At 46.4% G+C, this 24,805-nt stretch carries 19 protein-coding genes; 16 read left to right on the forward strand and 3 right to left on the reverse strand.

The features are described 5' to 3' along the window. Nucleotides 1–135: 135 nt before the first annotated feature. From ACT89M_RS05245 to ACT89M_RS05255, 3 genes are all read left to right on the forward strand, one after another. Nucleotides 136–558: a MarR family winged helix-turn-helix transcriptional regulator gene (locus ACT89M_RS05245; protein WP_308722348.1), complete on the forward strand. Its 423-nt coding sequence runs from the start codon at nt 136–138 to the stop codon at nt 556–558. 258 nt (nt 559–816) lie between these two features. Beyond that, nucleotides 817–2,178, forward strand: coding sequence for an MATE family efflux transporter (locus ACT89M_RS05250; protein WP_154890676.1), 1,362 nt, complete (start codon nt 817–819; stop codon nt 2,176–2,178). Between the two features lie 119 nt (nt 2,179–2,297). After that, complete coding sequence (locus ACT89M_RS05255) at nt 2,298–2,612, forward strand: hypothetical protein (RefSeq protein WP_154890677.1); 315 nt, start codon at nt 2,298–2,300, stop codon at nt 2,610–2,612. A 149-nt stretch (nt 2,613–2,761) separates the two neighbouring features. Here ACT89M_RS05255 and ACT89M_RS05260 read toward each other — a convergent pair whose 3' ends face one another. After that, nucleotides 2,762–4,384, reverse strand: coding sequence for a bifunctional metallophosphatase/5'-nucleotidase (locus tag ACT89M_RS05260; protein ID WP_154890678.1), 1,623 nt, complete (start codon nt 4,382–4,384; stop codon nt 2,762–2,764). A 276-nt stretch (nt 4,385–4,660) separates the two neighbouring features. Here ACT89M_RS05260 and ACT89M_RS05265 point away from each other — a divergent pair, with 276 nt between their 5' ends. The 6 genes from ACT89M_RS05265 (at nt 4,661) to ACT89M_RS05290 (ending at nt 10,029) form a co-directional block, all read left to right on the forward strand. Further along, nucleotides 4,661–5,647, forward strand: coding sequence for a phosphate/phosphite/phosphonate ABC transporter substrate-binding protein (locus ACT89M_RS05265; RefSeq protein WP_154890679.1), 987 nt, complete (start codon nt 4,661–4,663; stop codon nt 5,645–5,647). 346 nt (nt 5,648–5,993) lie between these two features. After that, complete coding sequence (gene phnC / locus ACT89M_RS05270) at nt 5,994–6,791, forward strand: phosphonate ABC transporter ATP-binding protein (protein ID WP_090917664.1); 798 nt, start codon at nt 5,994–5,996, stop codon at nt 6,789–6,791. Beyond that, a complete protein-coding gene (phnE, locus tag ACT89M_RS05275) occupies nt 6,788–7,645 on the forward strand; it encodes a phosphonate ABC transporter, permease protein PhnE (RefSeq protein ID WP_487345040.1) in 858 nt (285 codons plus the stop codon). Before phnC ends, phnE (ACT89M_RS05275) begins: the two co-directional genes overlap by 4 nt. Further along, nucleotides 7,642–8,454, forward strand: a complete 813-nt coding sequence (phnE, locus tag ACT89M_RS05280; RefSeq protein ID WP_154890680.1) for a phosphonate ABC transporter, permease protein PhnE — start codon at nt 7,642–7,644, stop codon at nt 8,452–8,454. Before phnE (ACT89M_RS05275) ends, phnE (ACT89M_RS05280) begins: the two co-directional genes overlap by 4 nt. Nucleotides 8,455–8,687: 233 nt before the next feature. Beyond that, the gene (locus ACT89M_RS05285; RefSeq protein WP_487345041.1) at nt 8,688–9,308 is read left to right on the forward strand and encodes a hypothetical protein; all 621 of its coding nucleotides are present in this window, start codon (nt 8,688–8,690) and stop codon (nt 9,306–9,308) included. A gap of 460 nt (nt 9,309–9,768) precedes the next feature. After that, nucleotides 9,769–10,029: a hypothetical protein gene (locus ACT89M_RS05290; RefSeq protein ID WP_251507805.1), complete on the forward strand. Its 261-nt coding sequence runs from the start codon at nt 9,769–9,771 to the stop codon at nt 10,027–10,029. 790 nt (nt 10,030–10,819) lie between these two features. Here the strand turns inward: ACT89M_RS05290 and ACT89M_RS05295 are convergent. Both ACT89M_RS05295 and ACT89M_RS05300 read right to left on the reverse strand, forming a co-directional pair. Continuing rightward, nucleotides 10,820–13,618 (reverse strand): chitinase N-terminal domain-containing protein, encoded by a 2,799-nt coding sequence (locus ACT89M_RS05295; protein WP_221789343.1) that lies wholly within the window; start codon nt 13,616–13,618, stop codon nt 10,820–10,822. Between the two features lie 229 nt (nt 13,619–13,847). Beyond that, on the reverse strand, nt 13,848–14,324 hold the full coding sequence (locus ACT89M_RS05300; RefSeq protein WP_090917672.1) for an RNA polymerase sigma factor: 477 nt from the start codon (nt 14,322–14,324) through the stop codon (nt 13,848–13,850). A gap of 211 nt (nt 14,325–14,535) precedes the next feature. Here ACT89M_RS05300 and ACT89M_RS05305 point away from each other — a divergent pair, with 211 nt between their 5' ends. The 7 genes from ACT89M_RS05305 (at nt 14,536) to ACT89M_RS05335 (ending at nt 24,344) form a co-directional block, all read left to right on the forward strand. Continuing rightward, the gene (locus ACT89M_RS05305) at nt 14,536–15,249 is read left to right on the forward strand and encodes a response regulator transcription factor (RefSeq protein WP_145333083.1); all 714 of its coding nucleotides are present in this window, start codon (nt 14,536–14,538) and stop codon (nt 15,247–15,249) included. Continuing rightward, entirely contained in the window at nt 15,246–16,712 is a 1,467-nt protein-coding gene (locus ACT89M_RS05310) for a sensor histidine kinase (protein WP_154890683.1), read from the forward strand. Before ACT89M_RS05305 ends, ACT89M_RS05310 begins: the two co-directional genes overlap by 4 nt. Next, on the forward strand, nt 16,709–17,866 hold the full coding sequence (locus ACT89M_RS05315) for a hypothetical protein (RefSeq protein WP_154890684.1): 1,158 nt from the start codon (nt 16,709–16,711) through the stop codon (nt 17,864–17,866). Before ACT89M_RS05310 ends, ACT89M_RS05315 begins: the two co-directional genes overlap by 4 nt. Nucleotides 17,867–18,123: 257 nt before the next feature. Continuing rightward, nucleotides 18,124–18,819: an ABC transporter ATP-binding protein gene (locus ACT89M_RS05320; RefSeq protein WP_090917679.1), complete on the forward strand. Its 696-nt coding sequence runs from the start codon at nt 18,124–18,126 to the stop codon at nt 18,817–18,819. A gap of 25 nt (nt 18,820–18,844) precedes the next feature. Then, nucleotides 18,845–20,215: an ABC transporter permease gene (locus ACT89M_RS05325; RefSeq protein WP_253496810.1), complete on the forward strand. Its 1,371-nt coding sequence runs from the start codon at nt 18,845–18,847 to the stop codon at nt 20,213–20,215. A gap of 91 nt (nt 20,216–20,306) precedes the next feature. After that, the gene (locus tag ACT89M_RS05330) at nt 20,307–21,383 is read left to right on the forward strand and encodes an efflux RND transporter periplasmic adaptor subunit (RefSeq protein WP_186809737.1); all 1,077 of its coding nucleotides are present in this window, start codon (nt 20,307–20,309) and stop codon (nt 21,381–21,383) included. A 519-nt stretch (nt 21,384–21,902) separates the two neighbouring features. Then, complete coding sequence (locus ACT89M_RS05335; RefSeq protein WP_186809738.1) at nt 21,903–24,344, forward strand: glycoside hydrolase family 6 protein; 2,442 nt, start codon at nt 21,903–21,905, stop codon at nt 24,342–24,344. Nucleotides 24,345–24,805: the final 461 nt, after the last annotated feature.

The raw sequence follows: 24,805 nt of genomic DNA on the forward strand, positions 1-24,805 counted from the left end.
TAGTTGTATATTTAGTTCGCGAACAGTTAGATATCTAACATTTAGATTTTGAGTCTGAGCGAGTGATTGAGCAAGTGAGTATGAGAACAGTGGGGAAACAAATTAAAGAGGAAGCAGAACAGGAGGGGAAGAATCATGCGCGAAAATACGCCGTATTCGGATCTGTTTCAAACGATTGGAATCAAGATCAAACGCAAAGCCGATGAGCAGGTCAACGAACTGGGATTGAACGCTCAACAAGGAAGAGTTATTGGATATATCTACGAGCATCAGGACGAAGGATTAATTCAGAAAAATCTGGCTGACGCATTCAATCGCAGAGATGCAACGATTACAAGTATGTTAAAAGGACTGGAGAAGAACGGTTATATCGTTCGAAAAATTCCTGCTGACAATGAACGGCAAAAGAATCTGTATGTGCTGCCGAAGGGCGAGCAGGTGATTCAAGATATAGAGCAGATGTTTGCGACCGTGGAGAACGAGATCGTGAAAAGTTTGACGGATGAAGAGCAGGCAACATTGATGCGTTTGCTGACCAAGGTTAATCAGAATTTATAAGTTTGATTACGGTAACTGGGGATGTATAGAGCAGATGAACTGCTCTTGGGCGGAAACTTAGATTTTGAACTATTAGTGTTCTATTAATCAAGTTGTAAATGTAGCTGTCATTGTGACTGAAGCTGTAAATGTAATTATGAACGTAAATGCATCAAGCTGTATATTTCTTTTCAGAATATTATGAACTTCGATTCGTATTTTTTTAAACAAATACTTAGAACTCTAATTGTTAAAGGGTTAAGAAAGGTGGAAGTTACCATGAAAGAAAAACATTCAAACTCCTATTATCTGGACAAAGCGCCTGTCCACAAATCGATTATGCATCTGTCCATTCCGATGATGCTTGGTATGTCTGCGGGGACATTGTACAACCTCATCAACGCGTTTTTTATCGGTCTGGTTCATGATACGGGCATGTTTAGCGCCATTACGCTGGGACTGCCGATCTTTACGGTATTAATGGCTTTTGGCAATATGTTCGGGGTCGGAGGTGGCACATTCATTACACGTTTAGCGGCAACAGGGGAGCAGGAAAAAGCGAAACGAGTTGCAGGGTATTCCTTTTATTCCAGCTTGGGTATTGGTTTGCTCATTGCCCTGATTGCCTGGTTATTCACCTCACCCATTGTTCAGGGACTGGGAGCGGATCAGGCTGTATATGAATACACCAGTCAATATGCCATTACACTTTTGGCAGGCGGGGCTATCGTTATTCTCAATTTTACACTGGAACAGCTGGTTCGCTCGGAAGGCGCATCCAAAGAATCTATGATCGGTATGTTTATCAGTATTGCAGCCAGCATCGTTCTGGATGTGCTGTTGATTCTGATATTGAATTGGCATGTGATTGGAGCCGCCTTATCCATTGTATTAGCCAATGCATGTTCCGCGGCCTATTATGTTTGGTTTTTGTCCCGCCGCAGCGAGAATTTGAGAGGGTTTCTGGGACATTGGAAACTTCAGGTCAAAGACCAGATGGAAGTATTCAAAATCGGAGTTTCCGAGTTGCTACAGACCTCTTTTCTAATTGTATCTACACTACTACTGAACCATTATGCCATGATCTATGGAGAAAACGTAGTCGCGGGATTCGGTATTGCTTTACGGGTTGTACAGCTTCCCGAGTTTCTTGCAATGGGGATCTTTATGGGGATTATCCCACTGGTGGCACACAGTTTCGCGAGTAAGAAGTTTGGTCGTTTAAAAGCCACGTATAAACAGGCCTCGCTATATATCGTCGGTATTGGTGTTCTGTTTATAGGCGTTGTATATATGTTCAAGGAACCTGTCATTCGGTTGTTCTCTTCGGATGTAGCCGTACTGGAGGCGGGAAGTTCAATTCTGGTAGCGATGTTGATCTCTGCTCTGTTCACTGGATTAACAGGACTGTTTACAGGCATTTTCAAAGCGGCAGGAGAAGGCATACCAACCAATGTCATGGCGATATGCCAGGGTACACTGTTTATTCCGGTAATTATCGTATTCCATAAATTCTATGGCCTTACAGGTATCATCTGGTCTATGACAGTAACGGAGATCATTACAAGTGCGCTGGGACTCATCCTGTTTGCTTACCACTACAGACGCGTGAATAGAATGCACAAACAGGTTGCTGTTTGAAAGGAGATGTATATGGATATACACTAATACTTTTAATGGCAAAATATACCATGACGTGATAGAAACAGGTGGATATACTGAAATGAGTTCATTGTTCACAAGGAGGTTGTCCATCTGTTTTGAAAAATCCCAAACTTGCATATCGGCTTATATTCTTCAATATTATTTATGGATTAACGCTTGTAGCCTATCCGTATGCACTGATGATTAGTTTGTTTTTTTATGGCTATCGGGAGTCTGGTGACCACCCATTGTTAGATACGATAGCAGCAATCCTTATGGCTACGTATCCCATGGGTGTATTATTTTCCTTCGTATGCTGGGCGTTCTATCATTCGGGCAAAAGCAAGTGGGCTGTCGCAACTGCAAATTTGTTTCTGGTCTGGTTAGGGGCTTTTCTCATTGTACTGCTTCTCTCGGATTCATTGTTTTAATAGAACAATGTTGATCCTACCAGTGATTCCATAGTCTTCGTTCCATAAAAAGTAAAAAGGGCGAAACCGGATAAAGCCGGCTCCGTCCTTTTTCACGTACTCGTTTAATTCATGTACTTGTTCATTTTTCGTTTTCCACAATCCAAACTTCAGTTGGTGACCTTCCAGTTATGCACTTCCCGAACTTGTAATGGCTGATTCCTGCGAATGAAATCTTCTACTAGTGCAGCCATGTCCGTGGCGCCTTCGTGTAGCACCTTTTTGCCTGGATACATCGCATAATCTCCACCGCCTGCCGCGCGGTAACTGTTCATCACGACGGAGTATGTACCATCCATCTCCAGCTGTTTTCCATCACGTTCCAGTTTCACGACACGGCTGCCTACAGGCTTGGAGATGTTCAGTTCGTATTCGATGCCAGCCCACATGTCGTAATTGTAGTGTTGAGGTTTGGGCTGCATATACGCCGGATTTACGATGACTTCCCCCGATACGTTCAGTTCGAAGTAACGTGCAGTCTGCTCCAGAGCATCCCGAATATCCTTGCCGCTCAGTTCGAGCACAGTCAGGGTATTAGGGTAAATGAAGTTGGACAAGACATCACGCACTGTAATCTGGTGGCCGAATCCGCGGGCTTCTTCACTAAGCATTGCGGTATTGGAGAGCTGTGCCCCTGTCGCTTCCATCTGAACCTGGTGTACAAAATCAATAAAAGGATGCGCCTGAAGCCGCAACTGTGTGGCACTGGATATCGATAAATCCCCGTCCCCGTCTACTTCGCCAATCGGCTGATCGAGCCAAGTTTGTGCCGAAGCTTCCAGCTCATTAGTTAGCTTCATTACAGCAGGATCAGGCCTTAGATCAGGGTAATCCTCAAGCAACAGCAACTTCGCTTTTTTCTCCGTTACCACCCATTTGCCCGTGTCCGGCGATTGCTGAAGTTGCACAGACACTTGACCTAATCCACTGCCATTAAACCCTGGTTGAATTACAGTTACTCCATGGATTTCGCCGGTCAATTGGCGATGCTGATGACCCGTCAGTAGTATGTCAATGCCATCAATCTCTCGGCAGATGGCATATGCCTGATTTTCCCCCGTTAAGCGCTCCGCGGGTTCACCCGTCTCCAGATCACACTCGAATCCCCCATGATAACTGACCACCAGTACGTCGGGTTGTTCATGTTCCCGAATGTACTTCACCCAAGTACGAATCGTATCCATCGCATTCATGAAATGCAGCCCTTCAATATTTTTCGGATGCTCCCAGTTGGGGATGTAATGGGTGGTTGCACCGAGCAAGGCGATTTTTACACCAGTCGAGAGCGTCTTGATCAGATACGGTTCGCCAAAAGCCGGAATACCTGCTCCTTCAGGAGCAAGCGGCAGTTCTGCAATATTGGCAGACAGCCAAGGAAAGGAGGAACCTTCCACCGCACTGCGTAACAATTCCTGGCCATAGTTAAACTCATGGTTTCCCATCACTGCGGCATCGTATCCAAGCTCATTTAAGACGTGAATAAAAGGATGTGCCTGCGCTTTGGGTGCATGAGAAGCTGCATAAGAAGCCAGAGGGGAGCCTTGCAGCAAGTCTCCGTTATCGATTAACAGTAATTCAGGCGAACGTTCACGTTCCTGCCGAATCAGGGAAGCCAGCAAAGCAAGACCGGCATGACGATATGCGTTGGTATTGTAATGGACCGGGCGAATCGCCCCGTGAAGGTCACTTGTGAACAAGATATCGAAGTTTGTCGTAGGGGGAATGCGTGTCATTTTACAATCTCCTCTAATATATAAGTTTAGATATATGGCATAAACCGTAGAAAGAAGCAGAAAAACTAGCCTGAATAACGGATGTTAAGCCTTAATCCAAGCGTAATTTCTCCGAATTCATCGACGATAATGAGCCTATTTTAACAGAAGAATGTCACGTTGACAGCCTGCCAAGAAACTTTACAAAACTCCAAATTTCGTTTCACATCACGCAAATATTTGCCAATTATAGTAGACAAGTATTGAAAATCAGAAAAACTTTTGGAGGGTGTTCGATTGAAGAAGTCTGCTTTATTTTTACCATTGTTGATTTTGGTACTGTTCCTGAGTGCATGTGGGTCTAATGCTACATCCAATTCGTCAAATGGCGCTGAAGCCAATTCAAGCGCGTCCGGCACATCAACCGAAACAGCAGAGAAAGACAAAACCGCTGAAGGTTATGTACCTACGGAACTGACAGTGCAATTCGTTCCTTCACAGAATGCAGACACCCTTGAAGCAAAAGCAAAACCGCTGGAAAAACTGCTTGGCGACAAGCTGGGTATCCCGGTGAAAGTCAGCGTATCCACGGACTACAACACGATTATCGAAGCGATGGCTTCCAAAAAAGTAGATGTAGGTTTCCTGCCTCCGACGGCTTATGTACTTGCGAAAGAAAAAGGAGCAGCACAAGTCATTTTGCAAGCACAGCGTTTTGGTGTGAATGATGAGACTGGCGCTCCGACAGAGCAACTGGCAGATTCGTATAAATCGATGATTATTGTCAAAAAAGACTCTCCGATCCAATCGGTTGAGGATCTGAAAGGTAAGAAAATGGCTTATCAGAACGTAACGTCTTCCGCTGGTTATGTATGGCCTGCAGCCTTGTTGCTGGATCGCGGCATTGATCCGCTCAAAGATGTACAGCCTGTAACCGTTAAAGGCCATGACCAAGCTGTTCTTGCCGTATTGAACGGTGACGTAGATGCAGCAGCTATTTTCCAGGATGCCCGTAACACGGTTTCCAAAGACTACCCGAATGTGTTCAAAGATACACGAGTACTTGCTTTCACTGAGCCTATTCCTAACGATACGATCGCCGTTCGTACCGACATGAACGCAGATTGGACAGCGAAGATCAAACAAGCCTTCATCGATATCGGTAAAGATACAGAAGGCCACAAGATCATCAAAGAAATCTACACGCACGAAGGTTATGTGGAGTCCGATGACAGCAAGTTCGATATCGTTCGCCAGTATAACGAGAAAGTGAAAACCGAGTAGTTTTTCGTTCCAACAAGCCATTCGTGACTTTGCACAGTGAACAGGCCAGTTCAGCGTAATTGACGCTGTTCTGGCTTGTGCCGTTATTATAAGTTTCTGCTAGGGAACAGCGGAAACGATATATGTTGAACTTTTAATTTACACAACAACGGAGAGGGCAGAAAAAACCTGGAAAAGCGGAGCGTTCGCCTTTATCACCGGATTTTACCCTTTTAGAAAAGGGGATCAAAAAAATCTGGGGATAACAGCGATTGTAAGGTTATTCTGTCATCGAAGTGCCTGTGTAAATCATCCTTTAGTTCAACTTATATCGATAAATATTATGGATGAAAGAAGGATTAACGCGATGATTGAGCTTCACAACGTGACCAAAACGTATGCGAACGGCACGAAAGGCCTCAATAACATAAATTTGAAATTTAAGCAGGGAGAATTCATCGCGGTGGTCGGTTTGTCTGGTGCAGGCAAATCCACGTTGCTGCGGTCGATCAACCGGCTGCATGATATTAGTGAAGGTGAGATTTTGATTAACGGTAGCTCCATTACCAAGGCACAAGGCAAACGCCTGCGTCTGATCCGCCGGGATATCGGCATGATCTTCCAGAGCTTCAATCTGGTGAAACGATCCAGCGTGTTGCGCAATGTACTGGCTGGTCGGGTGGGGTACCATTCCACACTTCGTACCATTTTGGGTCGTTTTCCGAAAGAGGATGTAGAACTGGCCTTTGATGCATTGGATCGGGTGAATATCTCGGAGAAGGCTTACTCTCGTGCAGATCAGTTGTCTGGTGGACAACAGCAGCGTGTGGCGATTGCCCGTGTACTCGCTCAGGAAGCCAAAATTATTTTGGCCGATGAACCGGTGGCTTCACTCGATCCGTTGACAACGAAACAGGTCATGGATGACCTCAAACGGATTAATCAGGATCTCGGCATTACCACGATTGTTAATTTGCACTTTATTGATCTGGCGAGAGAATATGCGACACGTATTGTTGGTTTGCGGGCAGGAGAGGTTGTATTTGATGGTCCGGTGGAAGAAGCGACGGATGAGCGTTTTGCTGAAATTTACGGCAGACCGATTCTGGCGGATGAGTTGTTGGACAAGCAGGCTGTGCATGAGCAGGGAGAAGTGCTGGTATGAAAGGACAATCCAACGTTTCACTTGAACATGAAGGGCGCTCAGGTGCAGGCAAGGAACCTGGCTCAAGCCCGAAGCAGATCGTGAATCGCCCCAAACCACCGGGGAAGACCAAACATCTACTGACGCTAGTCATCATTGTGCTACTCTTGTGGGCGAGCGCAAAGCAGACGGATGCGAGCTTTGCAGAACTGTTCACGGGTGGCCCGGAGATGTGGAAGCTGCTGAAAGAGATGTTTCCGCCGCGCTGGAGTTATTTTGACAATATCGTACAGGGCATGCTGGAGACGATTCGTATGGCTTTGCTCGGGACAACCATCGGTGCAATCATTGCTATTCCTATTTCCATCATCTGTGCAGGTAATTTGGCGTCGAGCCGCTGGATCTATTATCCGGCACGTTTTCTATTAAATCTGATTCGAACCGTTCCGGACTTGTTGCTGGCGGCGTTGTTCGTTGCTGTATTCGGACTAGGGCCGGTTCCGGGTATTCTTGCACTGGCTGTATTCTCGGTAGGTCTGATCGCCAAGCTCACCTATGAAACGCTGGAGACGATTGACAAAGGACCGCTTGAAGCGATGACCGCTGTGGGCATGAACCGAATTCAGCTTATTGTCTATGGTGTCGTGCCGCAACTGGCAGCCCAGTTCACATCTTATGTGCTGTATGCCTTCGAAATTAACGTACGTGCCGCCGCCATCCTTGGACTCGTCGGAGCGGGTGGTATCGGACTTTATTACGAAGCTACACTTGGATTCCTGGAGTATGACAAGACCAATACCATTATTATTTTCACACTAGCCATCGTTCTGATTATCGACTATGTGAGCACTAAGCTACGGGAGAAATTGTTATGATGAAAAACGAAGCGAGCCGTATTCGGCCAAGACCCAAGCCACGGAAAAATCCGCTGCGCTGGCTTATCATTCTGCTGTTAATTCTGGTCTATGCGTGGGCGCTTGCGGGCGTACCTTTTACCGGGTTCAAAGAAACCGCCGGACAGATCATGAAGGCTATTATCGCGGGTATTTTCTCGCCCGACTGGAATTTCGTATATTTGCCGGAAGGCGAGGATTTGCTGCGCGGACTGCTGGATACGCTGGCGATTTCTGTGCTAGGTACGGTGATTTCCGCTGTGCTTTGTATCCCGTTTGCCTTCTGGTCTGCACGGAACATGAGTGGCCATCGGGCGATCTCTGGGGCGGGTAAAATGATGCTTAGTTTCATCCGTACATTTCCCGAGATTATTATGGCTTTGCTTTTTATCAAGGCTGTAGGTCCCGGATCATTCGCAGGAGTGTTAGCCCTCGGACTTCACTCGATCGGGATGCTGGGTAAACTGTACGCGGATGAGGTTGAAAATATTGACTACGGCCCGTCCGAAGCGTTACTGGCTTCCGGAGCGACCCGGATGCAACAGCTCTGGTTTGCCATCTTGCCGCAGGTTATCCCGGGGTTCCTGAACTATACATTGTATCGGTTCGAAATTAATGTCCGTTCTGCCACGATCCTCGGTGTGATCGGCGCAGGCGGGATCGGAACACCGCTGATCTTTGCACTCAGCACACGCAACTGGCCGCGTGTCGGCATTATCCTGCTCGGCATTATCGTGATGATCACGATCATTGACCTGATCTCGGGTTATATTCGGAAGAAACTGGTGTAGCTAACGGAATGAAGTGGTGGAGAGAAGGACTATCTTTTGCTGGATGATGCGGCATTAGGTAGTCTTTTTTGTTGGTTTAAAATAAACAGGCTCTAAATCTAGTGATATGTTGGTAGTTGCCTAATTTTTCACTTGAAATAATTTGTGAAAATAGTTGTACAATTTGCTTAATTATCTATTCAATAATTTGTAAGTTATTCCGATTTTAATATGAGAAGGAGGTGAATTTCATTTTGAGAATTATTTTACCTATTATTGCATCGATATTGAGTATTGGAGGAGGATGGCTTTTTGCCTATTTAATAGTGCTATTGATGTTATCCGGAGACGGAGGCCTCATTATCTTTGACGTTCCTCCAGCAAGTCATACTCTCTTGTATCTTGTGTTAACACTTCTCCCGTTTGTTGTCGCGGTGTATGTACTTAACAAGAAGGAGAAGTCAGGAATAATTGGAACCATTATCGTTTCTTTTATAGCATCTGTTGTAATGTATTTTATAGTAGTTCCAAACCAAAGCGCAATTCTCGACTTCTTTAGAACGCCTTCGAAACATGTCCAATCGGAGATTCAGAGTCAAGTGCAGCACATTATTGATGAACAACAGTTGCCTTATGTCATAGACCAGAAGGAGAGTGAGAGCCGGACCGATCACGAAGTCATACGAACCGTTGTTTATATGAGAAAGATACAAGAAGGAGATATAGAAAAAAACGAGGTAAAGCCATTTGTTAATACAACATTTGAGACGGATGTTAAGCTAACTTTTAGGGGCCGATCGGAAGATAATTATGTCACAGTTTTCATTGACAAGGGCAAAGAAGTCGATTGTACAAATGATTCCTATTGTAGGTAGCTGAATTTAAAAACAGAATTAACTATACATATTTTTTCTCGATCGCTGGAATTTATAGTTTATCCGTACAAGATACCGATGCTCTAATTAAAGGGGGCGTGGGTTATTATACGGATTATTTGTTGATTCTAACGGGCATTCTGAGTATTGCTGAAGAACTCGTCTTATACTGAACATGGCGCTAACCCTGTTCCCATTTGTTGTTGTGGTGTGTTTCCTTAAGCGAAAGAAGAATATGTGTTCATCAAAATTATTGTGTATCTGTTTATCACATCCTGGATACTTGGGTTTATGTGGTTTATTAATTCTTAGAAATTAGATATATTGGTAAAATTAGATTGTTGCCTGATGAATATAGCTGCTGGAAAAGTTGGAACGTACATAATGATGTTGAATATGTGGCTCGAAACGTTAACTTTTAACGTTAAAGTTGGCCTTTTTGCAAGGAGGTAACTATGCTATGGAAAAATTTTATTTGATATGGATCGTGTTTATGGTGCTTATATTGCTGTACCGAATGATCTTTCAGAAGTTTAAAAAGCATAACAGGGAAAATATCGGACTCAGTGCAATTCTTATTATTTTTATGGGTAGCGGCGCTTCATTTACGCAGATGAACCTTATTTTTGTCATTGGGTTCCTGGCCTTTGCGGCTTATTGTGCGGTGTGGAACAGTATTCTTTATGTAAGGGACGGTTATGAGAAACCTCGACTGAGATGAGCTGATTTACGTTATGTGTAGGGAAAGTGTAGAGATATGTGTACATGTAGGTGAGTTAACTCTTATGGATTGAGGGGGCAAGGTCCTGTTGAACCTAGCTTGAATCGCTAACGATCACCAGAAGCCTTATTTAGCCTAAAAAGTCTGCATTAAAATTCTAACGATCCGCACAGACGCTATTTGTTGCAAATTGCCCGATTTATCCCTCAAAATATTGAAAAATAGCCAAATAGCGTCGCTGGTGATCGTTAGAATTTTAAATGTGGAAAAAGGGGGCAAATAAGCTCTCTCAGGATCGTTAGCGCTGAGGGAGTAGAGGTTCAACGGTTTAATGGTACGCCAGAAATGAAAACACAATGCAACCATAATAAAACCACAATAGAACATTCCAAAAACTACAAAGATCTAAAAATGACCTAAAAAAGACTACAAAAGACTACAAAAAAACCGAAATCACCGCAGCTTCTTTCTTGGCCGTTGGGTTGGTTTCGGTTTTTCGTTATGGTTTACGTTGCTACTTTTGTGGCTGTTTCATCACTGCTCTCATTACTGCTTTCGTTACTACTTAGGCTCTGCTCTTCATTAATTTCCGTTTTTCATTTCTACTTACTACGGTATTACTTACTTCCGGTCCTGCATTCGTTTCTATCGGTGGTTACTATATTCGGTTTGATCTACGTTATGCCTAAGTTTCTGTTCACTTTCGGTGTGTTTATTTCTACTTATATTGCTACTTCGGTTCGGCACTTGCCTACTCTATTCCTACATCTAATCCTAATCTTAATTTAAACTAGCTCGCCAATGGCAAAGCAGCTTTGCTGACTTGTACCGTGACGGTTTCCGTGTTAGTTACGCCAGCGGCATTCACAAGCTCGGCACGATACGTGTATGTTCCGTTCGCACGACCGTTCAGGTCGGTTTTTGCCGTTTGAGTAGATGGTGTAGCAGCGTTCAATGCTTGCGTATCGATCAGTACGTCATTTTCATAGAGGCGATACTCGGTTGCGTTGGTTCCCCACCAGAGGTTCATCGTTACGGTGTAGTTGCCATCGCCGTCCCAGTTGTTTTGAGACAAAACGGCTTTACCTGGAGCCGCGTTCGCAATGAGAACCGTTAACTCGTCACTGCGAGTAGCACCTTTGTCGTTGATCAGCTCGGCAACATACGTATAGGTTCCGTTCGCTTTGTCTTTAATCGCCGTTTTAGCAAACTGTGAAGAAGGAGAAGTTGCTGTTAACTTTTGCGTATCCACAAGGACACCGTTCTCATACAGCTTGTACTCGGTGGCATTTTCACCCCACCACAGATTCATGCTAACGTTGAATGAACCATCAGACAGCCCGGTGGTATGTCCGTTATCGGAAGAAAGCACCGGTTTGCCCGGCGCTCCTTCGGCTGGAGTAGAAGGATTTTCGCCTCCACCTTGTTCTTCCGAAGCTACAATGTCATCCAAGCTTCTTGGTTTCAATTGATAGACATCTTTGAAAATGGCAGACACACCTGTGATATCAATCTTGTCACCAGCAACATAAGGGAAAGTCGTTTCGCTCACACCAGTACGTGTATCCACACGCACATGTGTGCTTGTCCCGTCCGCAGCTACCGCATCGAATTCAAATGAACCGGCAGGTGTAGCGCTGATGATGTTCTGAACTGTTACATTTTCCAATTGAACGAGTTGACCTTGATTCGCATCATTGATGGCTGTAACCAGCGCTGGAGCTGGAACAGAAGCGGTTCCAGTTTTCTCAATCGCAACCACATCGGTTAATTCGAACTCGCTGTTGTAGATCGTTGTGGGCGCAGTCACTTTCACTTTGTCACCTACATCGAATCCGCTCGTGTGCTGGAACACGTAGATTCCCGCTGTATCATCCTGAAGATAGAAGGCTTGTCCACCGAAAGAACCCGGTTTCGTTGTGACAACACCTTCAACGGTAACTGTAGTGCCAACCGCTTTGGTGCGTGCTTCGGCTACGCTAATGGTTGCTGGAATTGGACCTTGTTCTTCAGGCAGTGGCTCTGCAGGTACGTTAGCAATGCTTACCGCACTGGTAATCAGGTTGCTACCGTTCTGACGCAGACGTAAGCTGGCGTTACCATTCGTACCTGGCTTGATGCGTACATTCAGATCTTTGATCCCGCGTCCGTTGCTATCTGATGTTACACTAAACGCCGAGCTGTATCCGTATGAAGTTGGCCATGTTCCACTGTCATTCTGGATCATAGCTACCTGTGTTCCACCTGTCAGATAAATACCGGCACTGTAACCGGAAACGGTAGTGTTTGGAGCCATATTTTCTACAACCACACGAATCTGGAAGTCTTCGGCATTCGGCAATGTATCTTGCTTCACGAAGCTGTACGCTGCGTTAGCACTGGATGCAGGGCCACCATAAGAGCCTGGCTTGAACGTTGAACGATCATACCACTTGTATCCGGCCGCAGGCGCAGCCCAAGGTTCAGCTTGCGGTTCAGTGGAAGCCGCTGGCTCCTCGAATGGTAACAGCGCTGTAGCTGTATCCAATGTAAGGCCGTTTACTTCGGACAGCTTAGTATAGTTTTCTTGTGTCGCCAGCCAGTTTACCGTATTCACGAGTAATACAGCATCATCGACTTCTTTGAAGCCGTCATATGTTGTTTTGCGTGTGCCTGTTTCTTCGCGCAAATATTTCGGGGATGCATCTTCCACCGGGGAAGAGTCACCGATGAAGGCCGCTTTACCTGCACCCAGTTTGGATACAGCGACATAAGGACCTTCTTCGATCCCGCCACCGTTATATACACCTTGGTCAACGGCGTTATTCCATTTGGCATTGGTTTTTGGCAAGTACACAATACCTTTGGCTTTCTCCGGATCTGTGATCGCCAGCGTGGAGCCTGCGTGCATCGCTACCGCAGATACGCCTTCGGTAATGCCGAATGCTTGATTCGCAGGTACGATGATATTGGCGTTAATATCCCCGAGTGCGTTATACCGGAAACGTACGCCGAAGTTATCGGACAACCAGTCCGTGCTGGTTACATCTTGCATGGCTGCTGAATTGCGCTCATCTGTGCTCATGCCTTTGGTTGGGTCTTCATATGCACCGCGGCGATAGCCGTTAATGACTTCAGAGCCATCCCAGCGGTTTTTGTTACGGTCGGCATTGTAGTGATCTCCAATGAAGAAGATGCTGCCGCCGGATTCAACATATTGTTTCAATGCCGCCTGTTCAGACGTTTTGAAAGGAATTTGAGGTTCTGCAATGACAAATACGTTGTATTCTTTCAGATCATCATAGGTAAAAGGTGTCGTTTTGCGCAGTTCTTTCACATAATAACCGTCGTTCGCCAGAGCATTACCGAAATCCGAGAAGCCACCATCTATAACCCAATCGGCTGCTCCGGCAGTCTGACCGTGCGAATTGTCGAACAGCACTTTCTTACCAGCGTTCTGGTTAACGACCTTGGCTTGAATGAATGGTGCCGGGTCTGTCGGTCCTTCCGCATGAACCGAAGCATCTCCGTTCCATAATCCGATCTGAAGTGGCAAAGCCATGGATAATGCCAGGAGTGATTTTAACCAAACTCCCCGCAAACGTTTCATTTTACCCAACCAAATCCCTCCCAAATATTAGTTGATTCATGAGTTCGTCCATATTCTACCACATGAAAATCTCACATAGTCATAACAAATTGTAAAAATTAGATCGAACTTTGTAAAATTAGGCATTTTGGCATATGAATAGGTCGTTTGGATTATTGGTTGTTACAAGAATGGAAATAATAATGTGGTGGATAACGGAGTAGGGGAACACAACGTAAAAAAGCCATCTCTACGAGATGACTTTGGCACGAATACGATTGACGGCGTGGAAAACGGAAGATTTGATCATGCCTTCACTGCGGTTCACCATCTGGGCTGTTTCTTTAATGGAATACCCGTGGATCAGGCGCAGCTCCAAAATTTTGCGATGTTCGGTATTGTGGATATGGGAGACAATTTCGTTAACTCCTTCATTAATCTCCATCTGAGGAGTATCAACATGGTGAGCAGGGGTTTCCAGCCGGCTGTCTCGGCGTAAGGTCCGGGTACGTCTGCGAAAGCTGTCCATAGCCAGGTTACGGGCGATGCGTTTAAGATAATAGAGAATGCGGTCTTCAGGGATATGGACAGTGACGTTCATGAGACGGATAAAACAATCCTGCGCCAAGTCTTCCGCATCCTGCGGCTGTTTGACGATTTGGGATAGATACCTGGTGATTTCTGATTTATAGTTAATGTAAGCATCATTAATCTGTGTGTGGTTCATAAGATGTGAATCCCCCTTGGATATGGATCAAACCTTGGTTCCGGTCCGTTTGGCGTTCTATTAATGCCAGTATAGCGGGAGGTTGTTTCCAAAAGGTTCAGAGTTGTATCGGAGTTGTAACATTTCTTGATTTCCTCTGTTCAAGCAGTCGGCTTGGGATACAGAATATAGACAGATGAAATTCATAGAGCAGGGAGATTACGAATGTATTATGAGACCAAAAGAGATATTAATCATCGAAGATGAAGAGTCCATTCGCGATATATTGTCCTATTCGCTTCGCAAGGAAGGATTCGAGATCAAGGAGGCGGCTTCGGGCAGGGAAGGATTGAATTTGCTGCGGGAGTCGAAGCCCGATCTGATTCTACTGGATCTGATGTTGCCCGATATGAGCGGCTTCGATGTGTGCAGACAGTTGTCTGTGAATTCCAAAATCCCGGTAATCATGATTACGGCAAAGTCCGATATGCTGGACAAGGTGCTTGGCATGGAGCTAGGGGCTGACGATTACATTACAAAGCCTTTTGATATCCGCGAAGTGGTTGCCCGCATCCGGGCTATTTTCCGCCGGATCGATCTCATCAGCGAAACGCTGGAGAACCAGTCTTACGAAGTCGTTAGGTTAGGCAAACATATCGAGATCCGTAAGGATGAGCGCGAGGTGTGGAAGGATGGGGAACGAGCAGGGCTCACCAACAAGGAGTATGATCTGCTACTCTTCCTCGTGAACCACCACCGCAAAGTACATACACGTTCAGAGCTGCTGGACAAGGTGTGGGGATTTGATTTTGCAGGAGATACGCGTACCGTGGACATCCATGTGCAGCGCATTCGCAAAAAGCTGGACAGCGGTGATCAAGGCATATCGATGATTGAAACGGTATTTGGCGTAGGGTACAAGCTGAATATTCAGGTGCAGACATGAAATGGACGATTCAGTTCAAGATGGTTGTGCTGTTCTCGGTGATCGTTTTTATCGGTTTCTCGGCTCTGCTGATTCTGTCCAACAAGGTCGCTCAAGAGAATATGTATCGTGAAGTGCGAGAGGATATGGTGCAATCCAAAAAAAATCTGGATATCGCCTTGAATCAGTACTTTCTCATCCATAACAAACGGATCAGCAAAGATTCGCTGGAAGCAGGCAGCCGGGAATTAAAAGAGCAGATCGGATCTGCTGTGGGTGGAAGCATTACGCTCTATCGTCCCGATGCCTCCATGTATGGCTCCAGCACCAGTGAAGGGAAGCTGGTCAAACATACAGAGATAGAGGATTTGAGAGAAGCGATGCAATCTCGCATTGCCTATACGACAAAAGTGGATCAAGGACGAGTTGTCGCAAGCCTTTCTTTTCCGATTCAGAGTGACCAGCAACTTGTCGGCATTGTGCAACTCGAAAAGGATTATACGGATCTTTACCGGCGCAATATGCGCTTTCAGGATACAATTAAGCTGTTCGCAGCGACGATATTTGTGTTCGTTTTCATTGCTTCGATTTTTATTTCCCGGAAAATTACACAGCCGATTCGTGTGCTGACGAAGCGTTCTGCCGAAGTGGCCCAAGGTAGCCTGAATGCGGATATTCAAATTGCCACGAAGGATGAGATTGGGGAACTGGCGGCGAGCTTCACGGTCATGATTGACCGGGTAAGAGAGCAGATCGATGTGATTGAGCGAGAACGGGACGAAGTGAAACAAGTACAGGCACGAAGCAAAGTTTTTTTTGACAATGTGACACATGAATTAAAAACACCGCTGACGACTATTCTGGGCTATGCGCAGATTTTGCGGGATAATGGATTCACCGACCCGGATTTCTTCGACAAGGGCATGAATTATATCATCAAGGAAAGCCGTCGTCTGAATACGATGGTTGCGGATATTTTGGAAGTGTCCGTGTCTTCGGCAGTGATTGAGAACTACCGTTTTGCACGGGTTGACGTCTCGGAAGTTATCCGGGAAGCGTGTGAGGACATGTCGATCAAGGCAGGCAAGTACAATATCGGCATTCATTATGAACTTGAAGAAGAGCTATATGTACGGGGGGATCGGGACAAGCTGAAAGAGGTATTCCTGAACGTACTGGATAACTCCGTCAAGTATAGTGATGTGAATTCGATCATTGAAGTGCAGTCCTCGCGGGAAGAACAGTCTATTGCCATTATGATTCGAGATCAGGGTGAAGGCATTGGTGCAGAAGCCCTGAATCATGTGTTTGAACCCTTTTACCAGGATAAGGGCATGAACCGTGTCGAAAAAGGCAGCGCCGGCCTGGGGCTGTCGATTGTGAAAAACATTGTGGAGCGTCATGGAGGAACAGTGGAGATGAAAAGCATCATGCGGGAAGGGACGCAAGTCCATATCCGCCTGCCGGGGGATCGAAACACATGAAATATACCGGCTTTTGGCGTAAACATCGCGATAAGCTGATGCTGTCCGGGCTACTCATTGCCTTTGTCGGGGGGATATTCGGGATTGGCAGCCTGTTCAGCATGAGTCACCTTAAACCACGTACTGTGATATTGCCTGGTGAGCAATTCAACAGTCGTCTCGCGCCCCCATCGAGCAGTACAATCCAAATCGAGTCAGCGACTAAAATTCCGAATGATTTTGTTATTTACGATTTTGATATGGGGGATCGGAATACGATTGTTGTTAACAGTACCGAACGTTCGTATACAGGACTGCGGCTGCTCAAGTTGCATCTGGATGATAACCAGGTGAAAGAGATCAGTGGCAACACGGATTTTGGCGTTGTACTGAGCCCGGATCGAACCAAGCTGATGTATGCTCAGTATCGTTCGGGACAAGCCCAACGCACGGCTTTTATATACGATATGAAAAGTGGTGAACGAACCAAACTAGGCAAGGAACATTCCTATTTCAGGGAGTTTCTCAGTAACGACACATCCATCAGTCATGATGATCGTGGTTTCATTCAGACCGATCTGAGAACGGGCAAAGAAGAGATCCTGTTTTCCGATGAGGTCATGATGAAGAAAGTCGGAGTAGAGACACATGAGGATAAGTCGGGCAAGAATTACATCGTTATTGACAGTTTTGAGATTAGTCAGGATATGAAGCAGGCTTATGTTCTGGTCATGCACAAGGATGATTTTGCCGTCTATCGTGTGTCGCTGGAGAAAAATCCGGACGTGTCCTTATACCTGAGATCGAAGGATATCCAGCAATACCATCTGTTGAAAAATGGGGATATGATCTTTCAGGGTGAAGTGAATCAGGTGCAGGGACTATATCGATATCAGGCGGAAAAAAATAAGCTGAACTTGCTGGCCAAGGGCACATTCTGGAATTTTGATCTGAGCGCGGACGAATCCCGAATTGCTTATCTGAATACATTGGAAAATCAGAAAAATGAGCTTCATATTGCCTTCCTCAATGATCAGAACTTGTCCTCTGATACGGTGATCTACCGGAATATCAACAATTTTATCAAGCTGAAATGGTTTGAGGAAGAACTGTTCATGGCAAGCAGCACCGCCAGCAAGAGTGAGTTGTATCGTTTTAGCTTTAAGGCATGGTAGGTTTATGACAGGAGCACTACCCAGCGAGAGGTCGATTCATGTAGAGAATTTGCTGCCACAGCCTTAGTTTTATTCAGATATTAGAAAGAACATATATCCCTGCGGGCAAGCATTGTACGCTCTGCCGCAGGGCTTTTTGTGTTGACATGTTACAAGTTGGATACAACTGCGTCCTGCCCCGATACATCTGCGCACTATAATAAAGTGAGATACACAGAAATACATAATCAGGAAATGGAAAGGAAGACAAGCCACGAATGCTTCAAGTTGAACAGGTATCCCATGCCTTCCGCAATGCACAGGGCGATGTTCCCGTGCTGCAAGATATTAATCTGACGATTCAAGAGGGGCAGATGGTTGCGCTGCTGGGTAGTTCAGGTTCAGGGAAGTCCACACTGCTGAATCTGATGGCTGGTTTGATGAAGCCAACACAAGGCAAGATTTGGATCGCAGGACAGGATATTGTGCGTTTCAGTGAGAATCGTCTGGCGGAGTTTCGGCGTAGTCACATTGGATTTATATTTCAATCCTACGAGCTGTTGTCCAATCTGACGATCCGGGAAAATGTAGAGTTGCCTCTGGTATTTATGGGAATAAGACCATCCAAACGTAAAGAAAAGGCGCTTCGTCTACTAGAACAAGTGGGGCTCGGCGATAAGACGAATCTCTTTCCGTCGCAGTTATCAGGCGGTCAGCAGCAACGGGTCAGTATCGCCCGCTCGCTCATCACGGAGCCTTCGGTTATCTTCGCAGATGAACCGACGGGTAATCTGGATACAGAGACCGAGGAAGAGATTCTTTCCATTTTGCAGCAACTGAACAGAGAGATGAAAACAACCTTTGTCATTGTGACACACGAAGCCGAGGTGGCCGAACAGATGCAGGTTGTACTGACGTTACAGCAGGGGAGATTGGTCGAACAGCAACAGGTTGCCCAGTTGCAGCATGTATGAGAGTTCATGTAAAAGGAGAGGAACAGTGAGAATACGGGACGTAGTGCGCATGGCCTGGGGACAGATCATTCGGCGCAAAGTGGTCACATTACTCTGTATGACCGGTCTGTCAATCGGTTCGGCAGCGATGATTATTGCACTGAGTGTGGGGCAGTCGGTACAGACATACAGCGAGAAAACGTTGAATGATAACTACAAGATGGACGAGATTACGATCAGCCCGAACGAGGGAATCAAAACGGGAAATGGAAGCGGCGGAGGCACGAAGAGTAAGTTTGAACGCGGCGCGCTGACGATGGAGAAAATTCGGATTATTCAGCGCCTTCCTCACGTTGTCGCTGTGGCTCCTATGCTGAAACTGGATGCGCTCGATATGGTGCTTCCGGATGGGCGCAGCTCCTACGTGGAAGTGATTGGAACCGAGATGCAGACGTTGAGCGGGTTCGGATACAAATATGCACAGGGCAGCGGAACTGGCAATGGCCGAGTTGCAATTGTGAATTATGGAGCGACCTACGGCTTTATCGATTCCAAAGTGACTCAGAAGCTCTTTGAGCAGTTGAATTCCGATCCCTATAACAATGATCTTTTGCAACAGTACAATGAGATGATGATGAAGCAGGATCAACTGATGCAGCAACGTATACAATTTCGGTATGAGGATTTTACGAATGGCAGAAAGACCAAGATGAGTGGAACGATACGTGTATCGGGTGAACTAGCCAAACCGTCCAATATGGATGATATGAGCGCTCAGAATGACAAAAAAGTATATGTTCCGCTGGATACAGCACGTGCTCTGCAGGATGAGCTGGGATTGCAACAAACGGACAGCCCGGCACTCAAACGTCTCAATTCCGCATTGGTGAAGGTAGATAACAAGCGGCATGTAGCTCAGGTGGAAGAGCAGATCAAAAAGCTGACGTTAAACACGCAAAGTAATCTTTTTCAGGAAGAGGCCATGGCAGGACAGCTTGCGATGTACCAGAAAGCAGCCATCGGTATTGGCGGTTTTATTATGGTGCTGGCTTCACTGTCTATTATTGTGGCGATGATCATGTCCACGCATCAGCGGCGTAAGCAGATCGGGGTTATGAAGGTGCTTGGCGCCAACCTGTGGCAGATCCGTCAGATGTTTATTGCGGAGGCAGCCATGCTGGGGTTCATTGGTGGTGTGGCTGGGGTGGGGATTGCCTTTGCCGCGCTCGGCGGGGTGAACCAGCTACTTGCAAGTCAGATGGCGGATCAGGCGGGCGGACCGATGACAGTAATCATTCAGCAATCGGCATTGCCGCTGGGGATTGTTTTTGCCGTACTTGTCGGTGTGGTATCGGGTATCTATCCAGCCATCAGCGCATCGCGAACCAATGCGCTAAGTGTGATTAAATCGATGTGATGGATCTACGGAAAGGCTAACGTGCATGGCTGAACGTGGAACATTTGGAGATATGAACAGACTCAAACTTTTCAGTGGAAGGGAACTAAGCATGAAGAAATGGATCAGCATCATCACTACGATTGTACTTATGGCAGGTGCAGGGTATTGGGTATATGAGAAATACAAACCCCAGCCGGAAGCGCCCGTTGAGACTCCTCCGCCTATCACTTTTGATGTGACACAGGAGACGATGACACAGACCATCCAAGTGAAAGGGAAATCGGTCTATACCGAGCAGACGGACGTGTTTGCACCGTATGCTTCCAATATTAAACAGTGGCATGTCAAGAACGGGGAACAAGTGAAAAAAGGGGATGTTTTGTTCACGCTCGATACGTCGGCATTACAGACAGAAGTCAGTCAGATGCAGAGTGACCTGGACAAAGCACGGTTAGATGTGGAGATGAATCAGATCAGCATCGACCAGGCCGGCATGACTGAAACATTAGGTGTGACGGAAGAGGAACGTAAAAAAGCATTCGCGGACCGGGAGAGCAAACGTCTGGCGAACGAGCTTAGCCAAAAGGCTTTGGTTCTCAAAGAGCAGGAGATCCGCAAGAAGCAGGATGTTATGAGCAAGGCAGTGGTGCATGCTACGACCACAGGGATCTTTCAGTTGAATGAGCAGGATAACAAAACACGGGCCGTTACGGAAGGGCAGTTAATCGGCTCAATCACGAACACGGGCAAAATGAAATTCAATACTATTGTCGGTGAGGAAGAGATGTTCAAGCTGAAGGAGGGCATGCCGGTACAGGTGCGCATGAGTGCGCAGAAGGATCTGAAATTTACCGGAAAAGTAAGCAAGGTATCCAAATTTGCCCGGAAAAGTACGGATACCGATCTGAAGCAGGCCTCTCAGTTTGATGTTGTCATCGATCTGAAGCCAGATGCTCGCATGTATGGAGGTGTCAGTCTGGAAGGAGACATTGAAACGATGCGCAAGGACAAGGTGACTGCCGTATCGAGTCTCGCCATTATGCGTGATCAGCCCGAACCTTACGTGCTACTGGATAAAGGGAACGGACAGACGGAGCAGCAAGCGGTTAAGACAGGCATGGAATCCGGAGATAAAACCGAGGTTGTTAGTGGATTGAAGCCAGGGGATGTTGTTGTTATTCCATAGAAGGAGGTAAAAGCTTATTGCGGTTTTGTGCCGTAATGAGCTTTTTCTATTGCGACAGAGAGGAGCAAATTCCTTCTTTTTATGTGGAAAAAAATATAATTTAATTTATATAATTCAATTTACAGTAATATTTACATGTCGTATAATCACACTATAAGGAGGTGAACAAGCAGTCATACGCGAGATCACATTTTTTTTCAAGTTTTAATGGAAAGCGCTTACGCAAAGTTAGTTCGCATTCAACGTTCTCTTCACACTTCAATTCCAAGATGATGATTTAACTACTCCACCACGGTTTACTCTCAAGATTCAACCCCCACACAAGCTCACACACAGCAATTCTACTGAAAACACCCGACGTTTATTTTTATTTGCTCTTTGACTTCAGCCCTTTTAATGATGGAGGTGACCGAAACACCACACATTTTTTCATGCACTTTGTGCCATGCATCCTGCTTCTACACAGAGGAACAGCAGACATGAGTCGAGACCAATCTTATCTAAGGGAAAGGTGGAACTATGAAGAAAACATTGAAAACCAAATCAAGAGGCCAGAAGCTGCTGCGTAAAGGTGTAAAACAAATGATGGCAGCTGCGCTGCTTGCAGCAGGGATCTTCCCTGGCATGTCTCCAGGTGTGACACAGGCAGCGGAGGCGCATGTGAACAATCCGTTTGTGGGCGCCACGGCTTATCTCAATGAGGACTACTCTGCACTTGTGGACACCTCTATTGCAATTACCAGTGATGCTTCGCTGAAAGCGAAGATGGAAACGGTGAAATCTTACCCTACTGCGGTATGGATTGACCGTATTGCAGCCATCTATGGCGGGGCCGAGAATGCTGGTCGCAAGAGCGTGGAAGAGCATCTGGATGCGGTTCTCGCTCAGAAGAAGCCAGGCGTACCTATTACGGCTTCCTTTGTCATCTATAACTTGCCGGGTCGGGACTGCCATGCCCTCGCTTCTAACGGGGAGCTTCCTTTAACCCAGGCAGCATTGCAAACGTATAAAACGGATTACATTGACGTGATTGCAGATATTTTTGCTGATCCTAAATATCAAGACATCCGCATTATCGCTGTTATTGAGCCAGATAGTTTGCCTAACCTGGTAACCAATCTGAGCACACCGGCTTGTGGTCAAGCGGCTTCAACGGGGATTTATGAAGCTGGGATTAAATATACGCTCGACAAGCTCCATGCGATTCCAAACGTATACAACTATCTCGATATAGGTCACTCCGGCTGGCTCGGATGGGATAACAACCGTTCTGGAGCGGTCGCGCTCTATACCGATGTAGTCGGGGATACGCTGGGTGGACTGAGCAGTGCGGATGGATTCATTACGAATACTGCCAATACTACACCGCTGGCTGAACCAAACCTAACCAACCCGGATCTCAACATCGGTGGACAACCGATTCGTTCAGCGAAGTTCTATGAATGGAATCCGTACTTTGACGAAACCGATTTCACAGCGAAGTTGTATGCCGATTTCGTACAGGCAGGATGGCCAGCGAGCACGGGTTTCCTTATTGATACCAGCCGTAACGGATGGGGCGGTGTGAATCGTCCAGCTACAGCTACAGGCAGCAATATCAATGACTATGTAAATTCAGGTCGTGTGGATCGCCGTGAGCACCGGGGGAACTGGTGTAATGCAAGCGGAGCAGGTATCGGAGAAGCACCGAAGGCAGCTCCGGGACCAGCGCATCTGGATGCCTATGTATGGGTGAAACCTCCAGGTGAATCCGATGGCTCCAGTTCCGAAATTCCGAACAATGAGGGTAAAGGCTTCGACCGGATGTGTGATCCAACGTATACAACGAAAGATGGGGTGCTGACTGGTGCATTGCCTAACGCGCCGGTATCAGGTCACTGGTTCCATGATCAGTTCGTACAACTGGTGAAGAACTCCTTCCCTGTACTCTCTGAGAATGGTGGAGGCAACCCTCCAGGTGGAAACACAGCACCGGCAGCTCCTGCTACACTAACAGCTGCGGCCGGTAATGCTCAAGTGACGTTGACATGGGCGGCATCGACAGGTGCGACGAGTTATACGGTGAAACGTGCGCTGACGGCATCCGGTCCATTTGTAACGGTTGCTGCCAATGTCAGCGGAACAACTTACACCAACACGGGCTTGACGAATGGGACAACGTACTATTATGTCGTGACAGCAAGTAATGCAGCAGGTGAGAGTGTGAACTCTGCATCGGCCATGGCAACACCGGCAGCCGTTGCAACGGCTCCGGCGGCACCAACAGCGTTGACAGCAACAGCTGGCAATGCACAGGTGAGCCTGTCATGGACAGCTTCGGCAGGTGCGACAAGCTATAACGTAAAACGTGCCCTGACGGCATCGGGTCCATTCACGACGGTTGCATCGAATGTAACTGCAACGTCGTATATTAACACTTCGCTGACCAATGGCACAACCTACTATTATGTGGTGAGTGCGGTGAATGCAGCTGGGCAAAGTGCTAATTCTACTGTAGCCTCTGCGACACCAGCGGGTGTGGTTGTACCAACAAGTGATCTGGTGGTGCAATATCGTGCAGGGGATACCAATGCAACGGATAACCAGATCAGACCGTTGTTCAACATCAAAAACCTGGGCAGCACTGCAGTGGATCTGAGTGATTTGAAACTTCGTTATTATTTCACCAAAGAAGGTTCGGCGGCGATGGATTCTGCCATTGACTGGGCAGTGGTTGGCGCAGCCAACATCGACCGTACCTTTGGAGATGGATATGTTGAGCTGAGCTTTAAGTCCGGCGCAGGAAGCATTGCTGCGGGCGGACAATCCGGAGACATTCAGCTTCGTATGTTCAAAACGGACTGGTCCAACTTTGACGAGAGTGATGACTATTCCTATGACCCAACGAAAACATCCTATCAGGATTGGGATAAAGTCACACTCTATCAAGACGGTAGTCTTGTATGGGGAATTGAGCCTTAAAGGTCATACATTTGGTGATTTAGTGCTAATGTACGTGTGAGTGTACGCACAACTTATCAAAACAGAGCTGTTTTCTGGTCATTCATTGACCGGGGGCAGCTCTGTTTTTGTCTAACGATCTCAGGAGCTTGGGATGAATGAGCTTGGAGCGCTATCCGACGGTTTGGAAGAATGAGCTATAATGATAAGCCTTTGAAGATTGTTCATTTTTCATTATTCACCGTTGTACACTCTGACCGAGATACACTGAATATTGATCGTTTTGCACGGATATTTGCCTATGGTTAGGCGGTAAGGATGTCTATAATAGTACCCGATGGATGGTAACTCTTGCTACGAAGGAAGTAAAGAGAGTGGAAGGGGGATCGGAGGAACTGGAGAAGGAAGTACGTCAGGCCAACTAAATTCTTTCGTGAATTTCATTTCGCCTCACAATGTAAGCGCAACCATTTTTCCTTTGA

The organism is Paenibacillus sp. NN59 (genome assembly GCF_057597225.1).

Coding starts and splice junctions, on each gene's coding strand:
- ACT89M_RS05245 (WP_308722348.1), top strand. CDS start 136: ATGCGCGAAAATACGCCGTATTCGGATCTGTTTCAAACGATTGGAATC.
- ACT89M_RS05250 (WP_154890676.1), top strand. CDS start 817: ATGAAAGAAAAACATTCAAACTCCTATTATCTGGACAAAGCGCCTGTC.
- ACT89M_RS05260 (WP_154890678.1), bottom strand. CDS start 4,384: ATGACACGCATTCCCCCTACGACAAACTTCGATATCTTGTTCACAAGT.
- phnC (WP_090917664.1), top strand. CDS start 5,994: ATGATTGAGCTTCACAACGTGACCAAAACGTATGCGAACGGCACGAAA.
- phnE (WP_487345040.1), top strand. CDS start 6,788: ATGAAAGGACAATCCAACGTTTCACTTGAACATGAAGGGCGCTCAGGT.
- phnE (WP_154890680.1), top strand. CDS start 7,642: ATGATGAAAAACGAAGCGAGCCGTATTCGGCCAAGACCCAAGCCACGG.
- ACT89M_RS05290 (WP_251507805.1), top strand. CDS start 9,769: ATGGAAAAATTTTATTTGATATGGATCGTGTTTATGGTGCTTATATTG.
- ACT89M_RS05295 (WP_221789343.1), bottom strand. CDS start 13,618: ATGAAACGTTTGCGGGGAGTTTGGTTAAAATCACTCCTGGCATTATCC.
- ACT89M_RS05300 (WP_090917672.1), bottom strand. CDS start 14,324: ATGAACCACACACAGATTAATGATGCTTACATTAACTATAAATCAGAA.
- ACT89M_RS05305 (WP_145333083.1), top strand. CDS start 14,536: ATGAGACCAAAAGAGATATTAATCATCGAAGATGAAGAGTCCATTCGC.
- ACT89M_RS05310 (WP_154890683.1), top strand. CDS start 15,246: ATGAAATGGACGATTCAGTTCAAGATGGTTGTGCTGTTCTCGGTGATC.
- ACT89M_RS05315 (WP_154890684.1), top strand. CDS start 16,709: ATGAAATATACCGGCTTTTGGCGTAAACATCGCGATAAGCTGATGCTG.
- ACT89M_RS05320 (WP_090917679.1), top strand. CDS start 18,124: ATGCTTCAAGTTGAACAGGTATCCCATGCCTTCCGCAATGCACAGGGC.
- ACT89M_RS05330 (WP_186809737.1), top strand. CDS start 20,307: ATGAAGAAATGGATCAGCATCATCACTACGATTGTACTTATGGCAGGT.
- ACT89M_RS05335 (WP_186809738.1), top strand. CDS start 21,903: ATGAAGAAAACATTGAAAACCAAATCAAGAGGCCAGAAGCTGCTGCGT.